Genomic DNA, 17,161 nt, shown 5'->3' on the forward strand with positions numbered 1-17,161 from the left:
GGCATGGTCGCAGGATCACCTGGGCGGATGGCGGCCGATCAACGCGACATTGTCCCGTCCGTTCCTCGACTCAGAGTCAGGACGCGTATGGGACATCAAACCGATACGGAACGGTCCATTCCTTTCTCAGCAACATCAATAGGATCGTTCCATTCCATCTCACTCCCCAGGAGGCGTCCCTGTGAGTGTTCGATCTCTGCTGACCGCCGCCCTGTTATCCGCGTCCGTCGTCGCCGTCGCGCAGCCGGCGTACGCCGCCGCGCCTGCCGTCAAGATCACGAAGATTTACTACGACTCGCCCGGCTCGCCGGACGACGGCGGGAACCGTAGCCTGAACGGCGAGTACGTCCAGATCAGGAACATGACGAAGAAGGCCGTCAACCTCGCGGGCTGGACCATCCGCGACGCGACCCGGCGGCCGGACCACGTCTACACGTTCGGCAAGTTCGTCCTGAAGCCCGGCAAGACGGTCACCCTGCGCACCGGCAAGGGCACGAACACCAGCACCACCCGCTACTGGGGCAGGAGCGGCGGCACCCTCGCCTACATCTGGAACCAGGTCAGCGACACCGCCTACCTGCGGAACCCGGCCGGGAAGCTGATCGACTCCTGCTCGTACAACTCGTCGCGGCAGGACTACAAGATCTGCTGAGCCCGTTCCACATGTAGGGAGCCGACCGCCGTTCTGGAGGGGGACGGCGGTCCGGCATGCGCGGTCCCGATCAGCGCGTACGGACGACGGCCAGTACGGCCATCAGGGCGAAGACCGCGCCCACGAGCAGCGCCGAGGCGACCCCGACGAACAGCGGCGGGAGGAAGAGGGAGCCCGCCGCGCAGGCCCCGCCGAGAGCCGTCAGCGCCAAGCCGCCCTCGCGGTGCGACCGCTGCCAGGCCACGATCAGCCTGCCGATCGAGCCGTCCGGCACGGCATCGGACGAGCCCATCGCGGGCAGCGCGCGTCCCAGGATGATCAGTACGATCCCGAGCGCCACCCCCATCACCCGCTCCACCGGGATGTCGTATCCCGCCTCCTTGGCCAGCGCTACTGCTTGGAGCGTCACAAGCAGCAGGGGCAGGACGACGAAGAGCACGTTCAGAGCCCGCGCCTGCGCGTGCGGCGGGGCGATGAGCAAGGGAGGGAAGTGACGGGCCAGCCTGCGCTGGACGATCAACCCCACGGGCGTGAGCGCGGCGACGATGAGCAGCCCCGCGGGCAGGGCGCCGGCCATGACGAGCCGCGGCACCGTGGCGCCCGCGCGGGTATCGGTGGCCTCGCGGGTGACGATGTGTTCGGGCAGGGAGTCCCACAGCGCCCAGGCGATCGCGATCATGGCGAGGAAACCGGCGGTGGAGACGATGACGCCGGCCCATGGCGGGCGCACCGCACGGGGCCGGCGGGCTCGTGGTACTGCATGCGAGCACCGTAGATCGCGGGGTTCGAACGCGGCATCCACCGCGCGACATGGATCAGGTCATGTCCTGACGGCCGGGCGGGCATGACCGGAGTCATGGCACCGCCGTACGCCTATCGGTGCCGGGTGACCCAGACCGCGAGCTGGGTCCGGTCGCGCAGGCCGAGCTTGCGCAGGCAGCTCGAGATGTGGTTCTTGGCGGTGCCCTCGGTGATGTGGAGGCGGCGCGCGATCTCCCTGTTCGTGGCGCCCGAGCCGACCAGCAGGGCGATCTCGTACTCGCGGCCGGTCAGCCCGCAGGGCGGCTCATCCGGTGAGGGTCCGGTACGGGGGACGGCGCCCTCGCGTACGGCCGCGACCAGGCGTTCCGTAGCGGCACCGCCCAGCACGGTCTCGCCGCGCGCCACCCGCCTGATCGCCGACACCAGTTCGTCGGGCGGGGTGTCCTTGAGCAGGTGCCCCTTGGCCCCTGCCCGCAGGCCGCCGAAGATGTAGTCGTCATCGTCGAACGTCGTCAGGATCACCGGCGCGATGTCCGGATACTCCGTACGCAGCCGCGAGACCAGCTCGACCCCGTCCATGACGGGCATGCGGGCGTCCACGAGCGCCACGTGGGGGTGCTCGGCGGGCGGGGTACGCGACAGCAGCGCGAGCGCGTCCGCGCCGTTCTGCGCGGATCCGGCCACCTCGATGCCCGGCTCGATCTCCAGCAGCTTGCGCAGGCCCTCCCGCATCAGGACCTGGTCGTCCACCAGCAGCACCCGGATCACGTCGGCGTACTCCCCTTCTCGGTCGCTCGCACCGGCACCACGGCCTGGAGGGTGAAGCCGGCGCCGGGCTCGCTGCGCACGTCCAGGGTGCCGCCGATCGACTCCAGGCGTTCCCGCAGGCCGCGCAGCCCGAAGCCGCTTTCCGTCGTGTCCGGTTCGGCTCCTTCGCCGTCGTCGGAGACCGTCACCCGCACCCGCTCGGGTGTGCCGTCGAGTGCGACCGCGACGTGCCCGGCCTTGGCGTGACGCAGCGCGTTGGTCAGGCCCTCCTGGATGACGCGGTAGCAGGCGAGCACGCGCTCCTCGTCCAGGTCCGGCCAGGTGCCCGTCACGGTGAACGCCACGTCGGTGCCGTACGACCGCGCGAGGGCGCGCAGGGCTTCGACGCCCGTACGGCCCTCCATGCGCAGCGGCCTGAGCGCGCGCACCCAGCGGCGGGTCTCGGCCAGGGCCTCCAGGGTCAGCTCCTTGGCCTGGCGCACCTCGTCCCAGGCGGCCTCGGGGCGCGCGGTGCGGAAGCGCTCGGCGTTCGCGAGGCCCATGTTGATGACCGTCAGGTAGTGGCCGACCGAGTCGTGCATGTCCCTGGCCATCCTGGCGCGTTCCTCGGCGATGGCGAGGTCACGCGTACGGGCGGCGTAGCGCCGCAGCTCGGCGTGCGCCTCCTCCAGGTCGGCCAGGAGCCGCCGGGTCTCCTCGGCCCGGCGCTGGGACTCGATCATCGCGGCCACCACGACCATGATGATCAGACCGAGGAGCAGCACCAGCACTCCGTCGATCACGGCCCCGAGCGCCGACCTTCCGGGGTTGAGCAGGCCGAGTACGACGCCGAACAGCGCGGCCGTCGCCACGTACCCGATGCTGCCGCGCCGCCCGAACACGATCAGCGCGTTGCCGACCGCCACGCTCACGATCAGCGGCGCCACGATGCCGCCGGCGGGAAGGAGCAGCAGGCTCGCGGCCAGGAACGCCACGGTGACCGCCCTGCGCGGCGGCGCCGGCCGCCGCCGCCACGGCAGCAGCGGCCAGAGCACGCAGATCAGCGGCAGCGCACCGGCGCCGGCCAGTGGGAACGCCTTCGCCAGAGGCCAGCCGAACTCGTCCAGCCTCCACAGCGCACCCGCGACCGTCACGGCGCTGATGAACGCGGAACCCCAGAAGAACACGCTGAGCACCAGAGGAGGGCGGTCATCGGTGAAGCCCGCCCAGCGGCTCATCTCCCGTAAGGACCCGGCGCCCGGCACAAAGCGAGCCTAACCGTCAGCACGTGCGACGGTAGGGGACCTCCGGGATGTGCCGCGCCCATTCGGCCTCGGTCAGGCCGCCGCCCGCCCGGGCGCACACGGCCGCCGTCACCTCGGCCTCGTCGAGCCGCAGCGTACGGATCGAGCTGTCGGCGCCGACCGTGGTGATCGACTTGCCGTCCGGGGAGAAGGAGAGCGCGAGCGCCTCATGTCGGTGCCGGTCGATGGGCAGCCCGACCGGGCGGTGGTCGGCGGCGTCCCACAGGCGCAGGGTGCTGTCGGCGCTCACGGTGGCGATCATCGATTCGTCCGGGGAGAACGCGGCCGCGTACGCCGGCATGGTGTGGCCCGCGAGCGGCGGGTTCACCGGCGTGCGGCGCTCCATGTCCCACACCCAGACGCGGGCGTCCACCTCGGGGCCGATCTGGGTGGCGCAGGCGCACTCGTTCTCGCCGCGCACGATGAGCAGCCTGCCGTCGCGGCTGAACGCCAGCGGCTCGCTGCTGTGCTCGCGCGCCATCGGGTTGCCCGGCTTGCGCACGGCCGCGGGCGACGCGGCGGAGGAGTCACCCGAGCCGACCTCCCACAAACGGGTCTCGGTGGGACTGCCGAGCGCCACGACGTGCCCGTTCGGGTCCCATTCGACGACCGTCGCCAGGAGCTCGCCGGGGGTGCCCGCCTGTGCGACGGTGCGCAGGGTGTCGGCGTCGAGGATCATCACGCGCCAGTCGCTGGTGGCGATCGCCAGGCGCCGGCCGTCCGGGCTGAACGCCACGGAGAGCACTTCGCTCACGCTGTCCGGATCCTTCGGCAGGGCCCGCGTGCGTTTTTCCTTCGCCGTCGCCACGTCGATCAGGGACACGGTGAGCAGGTCGCGGGCAGTGGCGATGGTCGTGCCGTCGGGTGAGAAGGCGAGCGGCGGCCTGGTGATGGTGGTGGCGTTGAGCCCCTGCCACTGCACGTTCCATTTGCCCTTGATGTCGCCGCCGTGCTGCCGGCGGGTGGCCGGATCCCACAACCGGATGGCGTCCCCGGTGATGGTCGCCAGTGTGCGGCCGTCAGGGCTGAAGACCGCGCCTCGGACCAGGCCGTTCGGCGTTCCAGCCGCGGTGAGCAGCGACGACGGGCGGGTGAACCACCCGACGTCGAGCATGCGTACGCTGCCGTCGAGCCCGCCCACCATGAGGGTGTCGCCACCGTCGCGGAACACCAGATGAGTGGGCGCGAAGCCGGGATAGGAGAACTGCCTGAGCGCCGTCATGCTCTTGACGTCCCAGAGCTGCACCGCCCAATTGGAGGCGGTGGCGAGCACCGTCCCCGTCGGATCGAAGACGGGCAGCACCAGACCGCCGTCGCCGGATGGGCCCATGTGCTCGGGCAGGGTGCCGACTTTGGGCGGCGTGTCGCCGCTGATGCTCGCGACCGCGACGGTCTCGCCCGTGGCCACGCCGATGAGAGTTCCCGTCTTGTTCATGGCGGCCGGCACCGGGCCGTTGAGCTCCTCCACTTTCTGCTTGGAAAGGTCGATGACCGCGACGTCCTCGCGAGTGGCGCCCACCCGGGTGACCCGTACCTTGCTGCCCTTGATCGCCGCCTCCAGGTGCGGCGACCGCACCTCGGTCAGGCTCGGCAGGTCGTACGTACGGCCGTCGCCGTCCACGAGGTAGCGGCCCTGCCAGCCGAGGCTCATGGTCTTTGCGGGCGGATCGAGCCGCTCGCCGGCCTCGGCGTTCCACACCTGGGTCTCCCCCTCGCGGATCGGCTTGATCAGCAGGACGCCGCCGTCGGCGCTCAGCTGGAGCTCGGAGTCCTCGGGGTTCACGCCTTCGACGCGGAACGTCCGCTTGAGCGTCCCCTTCACGGTGTCCCAGATCTGCACCTCCTGGCCGAGGAGAACTGCCTCGGTGCCGCCGTCCCCGCTGAAGGCGTGCACGTCCACGCTCGGCGGGCTGAACACCTTCGTCTCGGTCTGGGTGGACGAGGCGAGCAGCGCGGAGCGGGTTTCGACGCGGGGCGCCATCGCGTACGCGGCCACGCTCAGCTTCATCGCGGTGGCCGGGTCGGACTGGCGCAGGTCGTTCGCGCGGGTGGCGACGTTGAGCGCGACGGCCTCGTCACGCCGCTTGTCGGCCTCGACGCGGCGCTCCTCGGCGATGGCGCGCTGGGTCTGCGCCACCCCGGCGAGCGCCAGCGAGATCGCGAGCATCGTGGCGAGCGTGATGACGGTGGCGCGACGCCGCCTCGCGCGCCTGCCCGCCGCGCGCATGCTCGCGTCCAGGAAACGCTTCTCGCGCACGTTGAGCGTGATGTACGGGTGCGGCTCGGCCGCCCAGCGCGTGGCCGCGTCGAGTGAGGAGCCGCCGAGCAGGTCGCCGTCCTTATGGCCGTTGGCCTCCCACTCACGGGCCGCCTCGCTGATCCGCAGGTGCACGGCGTGGCCTGGCCTCTCGGCGGCGAGCCAGCCGCGCAGCCGCGGCCAGCCGTGGACCAGGGCCGCGCTCGCCGGGCGCATCGATCCGCCCTCGCGTACGAGCAGGCCGCGCTCCACCAGCCTGTCGAGTGCCGGCATCGGGCCCAGGTCGGCGAGGTCCACCGTGCGCGGCTCGCCGTCGGCGCCGTACAGCCGCAGCATGGCCAGGGGCAGCGCGGCCTGCTCGTCCTCGCTGAGCGACAGGTAGAGGTCCTCGGCGATCTCCCCCAGCTCAGGGGTACGCCGCTCCAGCCCGGCGGGCGGCTCGACCACGCCCGCGGAGCCGAAGCCGACCAGCGAGAGCAGCAGGTCGGGCGCGGGCGGCCGCTCGTCCGGGTCTTTGGACAGCGCCTTGGCCACCAGCGGGCGCAGCGAGTCGGGCACGCCGTCGAGGTCGGGCTCGGCGGTCAGGGCCTCGTGTATGGTCGCCGCCATGTTGTTCCGCTGGAACAGCACCCGCCCCGTCGCGGCGAACACCATGATCATGCCCCAGGCGTAGACGTCGGCGGCCGGGCGCGGGGTGGTTTCGCCGCGGAACAGCTCCGGGGCCATGTACGCGGGCGTCCCCGCCAGGCCGCTGGTCATCGTCGACGACGCCTCAAGGACGCGCGCGATGCCGAAGTCGATGACGCGCGGGCCGTCCGGCGCGAGCAGCACGTTCTCGGGCTTCAGGTCGCGGTGCACGACGCCGGCGCCGTGGATGGCGGCCATCGCGGTGGCGATGCCGATGGCGAGCCGGTGCAGCGCGTCCCCCTCGTACGGGCCCGCCTGCGCCACCGCCGCGCGCAGGCTGGGACCGTCGACGAACTCGCTGACGATGTACGGCCGCTCGGCGTCGAGATCGACCTCAAGGATCTTGGCGGTCGAGAAGGACGAGACCCGCCGCGCCGCCGCCACCTCCTTGGCCGGTGGGCGGCGTATGCCTCCCGGATGCAGCACTTTGATCGCCACCCGCACGCCCGCCGGGTCGTACGCCTCGTACACGACCCCCTGGCCGCCCGCGCCGACGCGGCGGGCCAGCGCGTACGCACCGATGTGGGTCGGATCGTCGTGGGTGAGCGGCGTCAGACTCATGCGGTCTCCCGGGCAAGCGTGATCATTTCGTCTGACGCGACCGCACCGCCGTTGGTTCGGAAACCCCGATTCCGCCGGGGATTCGGACCACCCGCGCGGGTCTCGCGGACGCTCCGCAATCCCGGTTGCGCCCGTACGCTGGAGCAGGTCGGCCCTTACCAGGTGGTGCGCAAGCTGGGCGGCGGCGGCATGGGCGAGGTCTACCTCGGGCGCTCGCCCGGCGGGCGGGACGTCGCGCTGAAGGTGGTGCGCCCCGAGCTGGCCGACGATCCCGACTTCCGGCGGCGCCCGCGCTCTCGACGCCACCTCGTACACGCGCACCTCCACCGTCCTCGGCACCGCCGCGTACATGTCCCCCGAACAGGTGACGGCTCTGCCCGTGGGGCCGGCCGCTGACGTGTTCTCGCTGGGCTGCGTGCTGGCGTACGCGGCGACCGGGCGCAGCCCGTTCGGCGAGGGCCCGCCGTGGGCGATCACCCACCGCATCGTGTACGAGGAGCCCGACCTGTCCGGCGTGCCCGAGCCGCTGGTCAAGCTGATCGCCTCCTGCCTGGAGAAGAACCCGGACGCCCGGCCGGAGCTCGACCACGTCCTGGAGGTCTGCCGCCCGCTCAGCCCGAAGACGAGCTCTCCACCGGAAGGCCCGACTCCCCCCGGGAAGCCCGGCCCCGGCGGACCCGGCGGCCCTGACCACCCCGGCGAGCCAGGGCGGGCACGGCGGCGGCCCCGGGCGGACGCTGCGCGAGACCCTCGTCGAGTCCCCGTTCCACGAAAGCCGATCCCGCGAAGCGCGGCAGGGGAGCGCTGTTCGCGCTGGGCGCCGCCCTCGGGGTCGCCGCGCTGCTCGCCGGTCCGTGCCCGTACGGCATCTGCCTGTACGACGTGCGCAGCGGCCGCCGTGTCCGGACCATGCCCGGGCACCCCGCCGCGATCGAGGACCTGGCTTTCAGCCGTGACGGCAAGCTGCTGGCCGGCGCGAGCGGGGACAGGACCGTCCGGCTGTGGGACCCCGCCACGGGAGAACACGTCAAGACGCTGACCGGGCACCTCGGCAACGTGCACGCGGTGGCGTTCACCCCCGACGGGGAGTCCCTGGTGACCGCCGGTGATGTGACGGTCCGCAGGTGGAATGTGGTGCCCGGCACCATGATGACCGAGCTTTACCCGCAGGCGAACGAGGAGATGTACGGGGCCGCCTTCTCCCCCGACGGCACCACGTACGCGGCCGGGACGGCGTCCGGCGAGGTGTTCGTCTGGGACGCCACGACGAACGGGCTCCGCTTCACCCTGCGCGGGCACGACGCCACCGTGCACGACATCGCCTACAGCCCGGACGGATCGATGATCGCCACCGCCGGCAACGACGACTTCGTCATGCTGCGGATCGACCGAGTTCGCCTTCTCCGGCGCCTTCCGCCGCGAGTACGGCGTCTCGCCGAGCCACTACCGCCGCGCTCAGATCCACCCGGGGCTCGCTACGACATGCGCTCCTTGACGTCGTCGTACCCGACGGTGCCGGGCGAGGGGGCGGGCGCGTACAGGAGGTTCAGCACGCCGGTCGTGAACGTCTCGGACGACACCAGCCGCAGCGGCACCGGCTCGCCCTCGTCGAACAGCCGCATCCCCTTGCGCACGGCGATGGGGTGGACCATCAGGTGCAGCTCGTCGAGCAGCCCGGCGGCGAGCAGCTGGCGGACGACCGAGACGGAGCCGCTCATCCCGATGGGACCGCCCGGCTCGTTCTTCAGCGCGGTGACGGCCTCGACGAGGTCGCCCTGCAGCAGCTCGCTGTTGCGCCAGGTGAACTCCAGCCGCTGCCGGGACACGACGATCTTGCGGGCGTCGCCGAGCACCTTGGCGAAGGAGGCGTCCACGTCGCCCGCTTCCTCGCGCGCCGGCCAGGCCCCCGCGAAGCTGTCGTACGTCTTGCGCCCCAGCAGGAGCGTGTCCGCCTTGCTCAGCCCCGCGTAGACGGCCGCGCCCATCTCTTCGTTGAAGTACGGGAAGTGCCACTGGTCGGGCGCCTCCACGACGCCGTCGAGCGAGATGAACAGCTGCGCGGTGATCTTCCGCATATCGGCCTCCTTCAGGAAGTTCCCGGTGTGTGCCGATATGGACCACGCGGGCCGCCAAAACTCATCGGTCGAAGCTCATCGGCCGAACTCATCGGTACGCACGGGCTCGTGTCCATCGGTACGCACAGGCGCGCATCGCGCGGGCCCCGCCGCCCGCATCAGCCAAGGCGGGCGGCGGGCCGGCGCCGCGGGACGCTACTTGTCTCCGGACGACGACGGTTCGGGCGACGACGAGGACGAGGAAAGGACGAGGACGAGCCCTACTTCTCGCCGCCCGGCTTCTCGCCTTCCGGTTTCCCACCGTCCGACTTCCCGTCGTCAGCCTTCTCGCCATCCGGCTTTCCGCCGTCCGATTTCCCGCCGTCCGATTTCCCGTCATCCGACTTCTCGGCATCCGACTTCTCGGCGGACGGCGTTGCGGTGGGTGAGGCTGTGGCCGTGGGAGTGGCCGTCGTGGAGGGTGCCGTGCCGGCTGCGGGTGAGGGGCCGTCGGCCGTCACATACGCCAGCACGCCGATCGCCACGAACACCACCGACAGCACGGCGGCGGAGCCGTAACCGATCTTCCGTCTGAGACGCCGGCGCTGCTCACGCCGCTTCGCTTCCTCGCGCCGCATCGCGGCCCGCCTGCGCTTCGCCTTTCTCTCTGACATGGGCTGCTCCCGAGGTACGGTCTCGGCCGTCACCATAGAAGGCACCGTGTAATGCGGATCTAAGACTCGGAAGATGCCAGATAACGCCCCGAAGTTGAAGATTTCTCCGGTCTTACAAGGGCGTTCACCGTGTGGTTAAGGTGGAGCAGTGTGATCACGAGGTGTTCTCTCCCCGTTCGTGGCTCGCCACGGCGTTAGCAGGTGCCGTCCTGGCCACCGGGCTCGCCGTGCCGGCCGACGCAGCAAGCACCCCCTCCCAGCCTCCGAAGGTCACCGACCCCGTCGCGTACGTCGATCCGCTGATCGGCTCGGCCGGGGGCGGCAACACCTATCCCGGGGCCGTCGTGCCGTTCGGGATGATCTCGTGGAGCCCGACCAACACGGCGGGCGACCAGACGAACGCCGCCGGCTCCAACGGCTACTCCTACAACACGCCGCGCGTACGCGGGTTCGCGCTGACGCACGTCAACGGCGCGGGCTGCCACCCCGGGGCGGCGGGCGACGTGCCGATCATGCCGTTCGCCGGCGAGGTGACCTCGTCGCCGACGGCCGACACGACCGACGCGGTCTACGCGAGCTCGTTCGACCACGCCGACGAGAAGGCCGTGCCCGGCCGGTACACGGTCACGCTCGACTCCGGTGTGAAGACCGACCTCGCGGTCACCACCCGGGCCGGGATCGGCGAGTTCACCTTCCCGAAGGGCTCGCCGGCGAACCTGCTGTTCCGGGTGTCCAACTCGCTGAACGGCAGCGAGGACGCCGAGATCACGATCGACCCGAAGGCGCGTACGGTGACCGGCTCGGTCCTCACCGGCGCCTTCTGCGGCCGCCGCGCCAACGGCGGCGAGAACAACCGCAAGAGCTACTACCGCCTGCATTTCGTGGCCGCGTTCGACCGCGCGTTCTCCGGCCAGGGCACGTGGGTGAACGGCGAGCTGCGCAAGGGCGCGAAGACCGCCTCGGGCGGCGAGGGCTACGCGACGGGCGCCGACCGTGCGGGCCGTGGCTCCGGCGGGTACGTCAGCTTCGACACCTCAACGGACGCCGGCGTGCGGATGCGGATCGGCATCTCGTACACGAGCCTCGACGCCGCCCACCGCAACCTGGACGCGGAGATCTCGCGCCGCGACGACGTGGACGCGGTGGCCGCCAGGGCGCGCCGCGCCTGGAACGACGCGCTGCGCTCGATCGAGGTGACGGGCGGCACGCCCGACCTGCTGACCACGTTCTACACCGCGATGTACCACGCCTACCTGCAGCCGAACGTCACCAGCGACGTGGGCGGCACCTACCTGGGCAGCGACGGCGAGGTGCACCGCCTGGCCAAGGGCCAGAAGGTCCAGTACGGCAACTTCTCCGGCTGGGACCAGTACCGCGCGCACACCCAGCTCCTCGCCCTGCTCGAACCGCAGGTGGCCGGCGACTACGCCCAGTCGCTGTACAACCTGGCCAGGCAGAACGGCGGCGTCTGGGACCGCTGGGTGCACATCAACGGCCCCACGCACGTCATGACCGGCGACCCGTCGGCGCCCGCGCTGGCCGGGTTCTACGCGCTCGGCGTGCGCAACTTCGACGTGCGCGGCGCGTTCGACTCGCTGTACAAGCAGGCGACGGTGCCGCACGAGTCGGGCCTGTCGGACAAGGGCTGCCCGGGACAGTGCGAGGGCCAGCGGCCGAACCTGGCCGAGTACCTGCGCCTGCACTACGCCCCGCAGGACACCTGCCACTGCTGGGGCGGCGCGGCGGAGACGCTGGAGGACGCGACCGCCGACTTCGCGCTCGCCGACTGGGCCGCCCGGCTCGGCCGCCGCAAGGAGCGCGACGTGCTGCTGCCGAGGGCGAGCTGGTGGCGCAGCACGTTCAACCCGTCGGCCGGGGCCGAGGGCGGCTACCAGCAGGCGCGCAAGGCCGACGGAAGCTGGGTGTGGCCGTTCTCACCGACCTCGGAGACCGGGTTCGCGCAGGGCACGAGCGCGACGTACACGTGGATGGTGCAGCACGACGTGTCAGGACTGGCCGCCGCGATGGGCGGCAGGCAGGCGGCGGCCGCGCGGCTGGATGCGTTCTTCCACAAGCCCGACGGCTCGTGGGCGACGGGCGGCGACGGCTTCCGCTACGACCCGACCAACGAGCCCGGCATCCACGTGCCGTGGCTGTACAACGCGCTCGGGCAGCCGTGGAAGACCCAGGAGACCGTGCGCGCGATGGCGTCGCTGGTCTACAAGACCGGCCCGAGCGGCCTGCCGGGCAATGACGACCTCGGCACGATGTCGGCCTGGTACGTCTTCGCCGCGCTCGGCATGTATCCGCAGACGCCCAGCAGGGCCGAGATGCTGCTGTCCAGCCCGATGTTCCCGAAGGCGCGCATCAAGCGCGGCGACGGCCGCACGATCACGGTGAACGCGCCGCAGGCCGGCCCGACGCGATCTACGTGCAGAGCGTCAGGCTGAACGGCAAGCCGTACGGCAAGTCGTGGCTGCCCGAGTCGCTGCTGCTCAAGGGCGGCGAGGTGACGGTGAACGTGGGCACGACGCCGAACAAGGAGTGGGCGACCGCGGAGTCCGACCTGCCCGTTGACCACGTGGAGCCGGCGCGGGAGCCGATCCCGAACCTGCCCGAGGCGTGCGAGCCGGTCGGCGACGGCTGCGCGCAGCGGCTGCAGTACGACGTGGACGGCGTCGCCACCACCGACGCGCGCGACCAGGGCGACCTGGACGGCAAGGGCTGGAGCTTCCCCGCCGAGCAGCTTCCCGAGCCCGGCGTGCGCGACGGCTTCCTCATCCCCGAGACCAAGGGGACGGCGGGCAACTTCCACAGCCTGCGCGGGCAGCGCACCTACCTCACGCCCGGCCGCTACAGCGCGCTCGACCTGCTGGTCACGGCGGTCAACGGGGACCAGCAGACGGAGCTGACGATCGCGTACGCGGACGGCACCACCTCCACGGCACCGCTGAAGGTGACGGACTGGGCGGCCTCGTCGGCGCACTTCGGCGAGGAGCCCGCGCTGACCGCAGACACCCGCTACAACGTCAATGGCACGGCCGACGGCCGCAAGGTGACGATCTGGCGGGTCTCGGTGCCGGTGGACGCCTCCCGCGAGGCGGTCTCGTTCACCAGCACGGCGGTGCCCAACCTGAAGGTCTTCGCGCTCACCGCACGCGGCTGAAGCAAGCGCGGCCGGGCGTTCATAGGCCGGTCAGAGGCCGAGCAGCTTGGCGGGCTCGGCGATGATCTGCTGGATGACCAGCCCGGCCGCCCCCAGCACGGCGGCGTCGGAGCCGGTGGACGAGACGGCGAGCGCGGGCGGCGCGCCGCGCATCTGCCCGAGCCTGGTCTCCAGGCCGGCGGAGACCGGCTCCGACAGCCAGGGGAACAGCGGCGCGAAGATGCCGCCGAGCACGATCGTGCCGGGGTCGAGCAGGTGCACGGCCGAGGTGAGCGCGACGCCGAGCGCGTGACCCGCCCGCCGGCACGCCTCAAGTGCCGCTTCGTCGCCCGACTCCAGCACGCGCACCAGCTCGGTCACCGAGCCGAGGTCGCCGAGGAGCGCGTCCTGGCCCGCGTACACCTCCAGGCAGCCGCGCCCGCCGCAGCGGCAGCCGGGCCCGTCGGGCACGACCACGACGTGGCCGAGCTCGCCGGCCAGCCCGTACGTGCCCCTGAACACGCCGCCCTGCACGACGAGGCCCGCGCCGATGCCGATCTCGCCGGAGACGTAGAGGAAGTCGCTCTCGCGCGGGCCGAACCACAGCTCGCCGAGCGCCGCCAGGTTGGCCTCGTTGTCGATCTCCAGGGGCACGTCCACTAGATCGGCCACGCGTACGTCGCGCCAGCCGAGGTGCGGGGCGCTGCGCAGCATGCCGCCCTCGACCAGGCCGGGCACGGCCAGCGCCGCCCCGATGACGCGCAGCCCCTCGGCGGCGGCCTCGGCGGTGATCTCCTTGGCCAGGCCGCGCAGGCGTTCCAGGATGACGGCGGGGTCGGAGTTGCGGTTGTCGGCGGGGATGATGTGCCGCACCCGGACCGTACGGGTGAGATCGACGACGCAGGCGGCGAGGTAGTCGATGTTGATCTCCAGCCCGAGCGCGGCCACCCGGTGCCCGCTGAGGCTGACCGCCACGCCGGGCCGCCCGCGCTCGCCCGCGCGCACGGCGCCGGTCTCGGTCACCGCGCCCGCCTCCAGGAGGTCGGCGACCAGGCTGGATACGGTGGTCTTGGTGAGCCCGGTCCGCTCGGCCAGCGCCGCGCGGGTGTGAGGTCCTGATCGGTGGATGGTCGCCAGCACTACGGCCAGGTTACGGGCACGCATGGAATCGTGCCTGACCCCTCTTGACGACACGGTGCCCACCTCCTCAGGATAAGTACAGATTATGGACTAAAAGTTACAGGGGCCCGAAATGACCGCTTCCTTCACGCCGACTCCCGAGGACCGTTTCACCTTCGGCCTGTGGACCGTGGGCTGGCAGGCCCGCGACCCGTTCGGCGACGCCTCCCGCCCGCCGCTCGACCCGGTGGAGACCGTCCACCGCCTCTCCGAGCTCGGCGCGTACGGCGTCACGTTCCACGACGACGACCTGCTCGCCGTCGAGCCCGACCGCGAGAAGGCCATCGCCGCCTTCAAGAAGGCGCTCGACGAGACCGGCATGAAGGTGCCGATGGCCACCACCAACCTGTTCACCCACCCGGTGTTCAAGGACGGTGCGTTCACCAGCAACGACCGCGACGTCCGCCGCTACGCGCTGCGCAAGGTCATGCGGAACCTCGACCTCGCCGCCTCGCTCGGCGCGAAGACGTACGTGTGCTGGGGCGGCCGCGAGGGCGCCGAGTCCGACGCCGCCAAGGACGTCAAGGCCGCGCTGGACCGCTACAAGGAGGGCCTGGACCTCCTGTGCCAGTACGTCATCGACAAGGGCTACGACATCCGCTTCGCCATCGAGCCGAAGCCGAACGAGCCGCGCGGCGACATCCTCCTGCCCACGATCGGCCACGCCCTGGCGCTGATCAACGAGCTGGAGCACCCCGAGATGGTGGGCCTCAACCCGGAGGTCGGCCACGAGCAGATGGCCGGGCTCAACTTCGTCCACGGCATCGCCCAGGCGCTGTGGCACGGCAAGCTCTTCCACATCGACCTCAACGGCCAGCACGGCCCGAAGTACGACCAGGACCTCATCTTCGGCCACGGTGACCTGAAGAGCGCGTTCTTCCTGGTGGACCTGCTGGAGAACGGCGGCTACGACGGCCCGCGCCACTTCGACTACAAGCCGCTGCGCACCGAGGACAAGCAGGACGTGTGGGACTCCGCCGCGGCGAACATGCGCACGTACCTGATCCTCAAGGAGAAGTCGCGCGCCTTCCGCGCCGACCCCGAGGTGCAGGAGGCGCTCAAGGCCTCGCGCGTGGACGAGCTGGGCAAGCCCACGCTCGCCGAGGGCGAGACCTGGCAGGACCTCGCCAAGGACGACTTCGACGTGGACGAGGCGGCCGCCCGCGGCTTCCACTTCACCCGGCTCAACCAGCTCGCCCTCGAGCACCTGCTCGGGGTGCGCGGATGAGCAGGCCGCTCAGCGTCCAGCTCTACACCGTCCGCGAGGCGCTGGCCGAAGACCGCGACGCCACGCTGCGCCGCGTCGCCGAGGCCGGCTACCGCGCCGTCGAGCCCTTCGACCCGCTGAACGACCCGAAGGGCTTCCGCGCGGTCGCCGACGATCTGGGGCTGAGCGTGTCGGGCACGCACGCGATCGCGCTGCTGCAGCGCGAACCCGCCGAGGTGTTCGACGCGGCCGCCGCCATCGGCACCGACAAGGTGATCGTCCCGGCCGGGATCGCGGAGGAGGAGTTCACCACCCGCGACGGCCTCGGCCGGGCCGCCGACCTGCTCAACGGCCTGGCCGAGCAGGCGGCCCGGCACGGCGTGCGGCTCGGCTACCACAACCACTGGTGGGAGATCGAGCCGCAGGTGGACGGCAGGCACGCCATCGAGGTGCTCGCCGACCTGCTGGCGCCCGAGGTGTTCCTGGAGATCGACACCTACTGGGCGGCCGTGGGCGGCGCCGACGTGCCCGCCCTGCTCGGCCGCCTGGCGGGCCGGGTGGAGGCGCTGCACGTCAAGGACGGCCCGGTGGTCAAGGGCGAGCCGCACACGGCGGTCGGCGCGGGCGCCATGCCGGTGCCGGCGATCCTGGCCGCCGCCCCCGGCGCCCGGCGCGTGGTCGAGCTCGACGAGTGCGCGACGGACGTCTTCGCCGCCCTGGCGGACAGCCACACGTATCTCACCTCCTTGGAGGGCTCTTGAGCAACGGCCCGGTCGGCGTCGCGATCGTCGGCGCCGGTGTGATCAGCGGCCAGTACCTCAGCAACCTCACCTCCTTCCCCGACGTGCGCGTGCTCGCCGTCGCCGACATCGACACCGGCAGGGCCGCGTCCGTGGCCCGCGAGCACGGCGTGGAGGTGTCCGGCACGCTCGCCGACGCCCTCGCCGTGCCCGAGGTGGAGATCGTCGTCAACCTCACCGTCCCGTCCGCGCACGCGGCCGTCGCGCTGGAGAGCCTGCGCGCCGGCAAGCACGTGTACGGCGAGAAGCCGATGGCGATGACCACCGGCGAGGCCTCCAAGGTCATGTCCGAGGCGGCGAACCGCGGGCTGCGGGTGGGCGGCGCGCCCGACACGTTCCTCGGCGCGGGCCTGCAGTCGGCGCTGCGGGCGCTCGCCTCCGGCACGATCGGCAAGCCGGTGGCCGTCACCGCGGCCACGCAGAGCCTCGGGCCGGAGTCGTGGCACCCCAACCCGGAGTTCTTCTACCAGCCGGGCGGCGGCCCGCTGTTCGACCTCGGTCCCTACTACCTGACGGCGCTGGTCGCGCTGCTCGGTCCCGCCGTCCGGGTGGCGGCCGGCACGCGCAAGGCCCGCGACCAGCGGGTGGTCGGCTCGGGGCCGAAGGCGGGCAAGCTCTTCCCGGTGGACGTGCCCACCCACGTCAACGCCCTGCTGGACTTCCCCGGCACGGCGACGGCGTCGGCCACGTTCAGCTTCGACTCGCCGATCAGCAAGCGGATGATCGAGGTGATCGGCACCGAGGGCGCGCTCTCGCTGCCCGATCCCAACACGTTCGAGGGGCCGCTGCTGGTGCGCGGGCCGGCCGACGCCGACTGGCGTGAGCTGCCGGTCACCGGCACGACGGCGGGGCGGGGCATCGGCGTGCTCGACATGGCGAGGTCGATCCGCGCAGGCGTGCCGCACCGCGCGTCCGGCGAGCTGACCTACCACGTGCTCGAACTGATGTCGGCGATCACGGAGTCGGGCGAGCGGTCCGAGTTCCGCGACATCGACTCCGCTCCCGAGGCTCCGGCGCCGCTGCCGGAGGACTGGGACCCGTACGCCGCCACCCTGTAAAGAAGATCGCGTGTGACCGGGCCCGATGCCGGGTCCGGTCACACAGGCATCCTCGATGATTACGATGGGTAATC

The 17,161-nt window shown here is 71.7% G+C and carries 14 protein-coding genes and 3 pseudogenes; 10 read left to right on the forward strand and 7 right to left on the reverse strand.

Annotated features, from left to right (window positions below):
- Window positions 1-181 precede the first annotated feature (181 nt).
- Window positions 182-652, forward strand: a complete 471-nt coding sequence (locus tag WBK31_RS34650; RefSeq protein WP_378785931.1) for a lamin tail domain-containing protein — start codon at window positions 182-184, stop codon at window positions 650-652.
- Window positions 653-722: 70 nt separating this feature from the next.
- Here the strand turns inward: WBK31_RS34650 and WBK31_RS34655 are convergent, their stop codons facing one another.
- The 4 genes from WBK31_RS34655 to WBK31_RS34670 all read right to left on the reverse strand — a co-directional run bounded on the left by WBK31_RS34655 (window position 723) and on the right by WBK31_RS34670 (window position 6,970).
- Complete coding sequence (locus WBK31_RS34655) at window positions 723-1,382, reverse strand: hypothetical protein (RefSeq protein WP_406673782.1); 660 nt, start codon at window positions 1,380-1,382, stop codon at window positions 723-725.
- A 143-nt stretch (window positions 1,383-1,525) separates the two neighbouring features.
- On the reverse strand, window positions 1,526-2,146 hold the full coding sequence (locus tag WBK31_RS34660) for a response regulator (RefSeq protein ID WP_378790162.1): 621 nt from the start codon (window positions 2,144-2,146) through the stop codon (window positions 1,526-1,528).
- A gap of 32 nt (window positions 2,147-2,178) precedes the next feature.
- Entirely contained in the window at window positions 2,179-3,399 is a 1,221-nt protein-coding gene (locus tag WBK31_RS34665) for a sensor histidine kinase (protein WP_406673783.1), read from the reverse strand.
- A gap of 43 nt (window positions 3,400-3,442) precedes the next feature.
- Complete coding sequence (locus WBK31_RS34670) at window positions 3,443-6,970, reverse strand: protein kinase domain-containing protein (protein ID WP_378785929.1); 3,528 nt, start codon at window positions 6,968-6,970, stop codon at window positions 3,443-3,445.
- 162 nt (window positions 6,971-7,132) lie between these two features.
- On the opposite strand from WBK31_RS34670, the gene WBK31_RS34675 reads away from it, so the two are divergent.
- From WBK31_RS34675 to WBK31_RS34690, 4 genes and pseudogenes are all read left to right on the forward strand, one after another.
- On the forward strand, window positions 7,133-7,366 hold the full coding sequence (locus WBK31_RS34675; RefSeq protein WP_406675572.1) for a hypothetical protein: 234 nt from the start codon (window positions 7,133-7,135) through the stop codon (window positions 7,364-7,366).
- Window positions 7,320-7,508 (forward strand): annotated as a pseudogene (locus WBK31_RS34680) (serine/threonine protein kinase); the annotation flags it as partial. The gene WBK31_RS34675 and the pseudogene WBK31_RS34680, both read left to right, overlap by 47 nt.
- Before the next feature lie 344 nt (window positions 7,509-7,852).
- Window positions 7,853-8,089 (forward strand): annotated as a pseudogene (locus WBK31_RS34685) (WD40 repeat domain-containing protein); the annotation flags it as partial.
- Between the two features lie 126 nt (window positions 8,090-8,215).
- Window positions 8,216-8,335 (forward strand): annotated as a pseudogene (locus tag WBK31_RS34690) (hypothetical protein); the annotation flags it as partial.
- Between the two features lie 110 nt (window positions 8,336-8,445).
- Here WBK31_RS34690 and WBK31_RS34695 read toward each other — a convergent pair.
- Together WBK31_RS34695 and WBK31_RS34700 are read right to left on the reverse strand one after the other, a co-directional pair.
- Window positions 8,446-9,045, reverse strand: coding sequence for a dihydrofolate reductase family protein (locus WBK31_RS34695; RefSeq protein WP_364061997.1), 600 nt, complete (start codon window positions 9,043-9,045; stop codon window positions 8,446-8,448).
- A 260-nt stretch (window positions 9,046-9,305) separates the two neighbouring features.
- The gene (locus WBK31_RS34700) at window positions 9,306-9,734 is read right to left on the reverse strand and encodes a hypothetical protein (protein ID WP_364061994.1); all 429 of its coding nucleotides are present in this window, start codon (window positions 9,732-9,734) and stop codon (window positions 9,306-9,308) included.
- Window positions 9,735-9,859: 125 nt separating this feature from the next.
- Here WBK31_RS34700 and WBK31_RS34705 point away from each other — a divergent pair, with 125 nt between their 5' ends.
- The gene (locus WBK31_RS34705; RefSeq protein WP_406673784.1) at window positions 9,860-12,148 is read left to right on the forward strand and encodes a GH92 family glycosyl hydrolase; all 2,289 of its coding nucleotides are present in this window, start codon (window positions 9,860-9,862) and stop codon (window positions 12,146-12,148) included.
- On the forward strand, window positions 12,130-12,864 hold the full coding sequence (locus WBK31_RS34710; protein ID WP_406673785.1) for a hypothetical protein: 735 nt from the start codon (window positions 12,130-12,132) through the stop codon (window positions 12,862-12,864). Before WBK31_RS34705 ends, WBK31_RS34710 begins: the two co-directional genes overlap by 19 nt.
- Before the next feature lie 30 nt (window positions 12,865-12,894).
- On the opposite strand, the gene WBK31_RS34715 is transcribed toward WBK31_RS34710, so the two are convergent.
- Window positions 12,895-13,983 carry an ROK family protein gene (locus tag WBK31_RS34715; RefSeq protein ID WP_406673786.1) on the reverse strand — a complete coding sequence of 363 codons (1,089 nt, stop codon included), beginning with the start codon at window positions 13,981-13,983 and terminating at the stop codon, window positions 12,895-12,897.
- 112 nt (window positions 13,984-14,095) lie between these two features.
- Here WBK31_RS34715 and xylA point away from each other — a divergent pair, with 112 nt between their 5' ends.
- Genes xylA through WBK31_RS34730 form a run of 3 tightly spaced genes read left to right on the forward strand, consistent with a single transcriptional unit; the run spans window position 14,096 to window position 17,087 of the window.
- Complete coding sequence (gene xylA / locus WBK31_RS34720) at window positions 14,096-15,250, forward strand: xylose isomerase (RefSeq protein ID WP_364061985.1); 1,155 nt, start codon at window positions 14,096-14,098, stop codon at window positions 15,248-15,250.
- The gene (locus tag WBK31_RS34725) at window positions 15,247-15,990 is read left to right on the forward strand and encodes a sugar phosphate isomerase/epimerase family protein (RefSeq protein WP_406673787.1); all 744 of its coding nucleotides are present in this window, start codon (window positions 15,247-15,249) and stop codon (window positions 15,988-15,990) included. The genes xylA and WBK31_RS34725 overlap by 4 nt, the downstream gene beginning before the upstream one ends.
- On the forward strand, window positions 15,987-17,087 hold the full coding sequence (locus WBK31_RS34730; RefSeq protein ID WP_364061979.1) for a Gfo/Idh/MocA family oxidoreductase: 1,101 nt from the start codon (window positions 15,987-15,989) through the stop codon (window positions 17,085-17,087). The genes WBK31_RS34725 and WBK31_RS34730 overlap by 4 nt, the downstream gene beginning before the upstream one ends.
- The last annotated feature ends 74 nt before the right edge of the window (window positions 17,088-17,161 follow it).

Origin of the sequence: Nonomuraea sp. N2-4H (genome assembly GCF_045291505.1) — a bacterium.
In the GTDB taxonomy this organism is placed as follows: Bacteria; Actinomycetota; Actinomycetes; order Streptosporangiales; family Streptosporangiaceae; genus Nonomuraea; species Nonomuraea fastidiosa.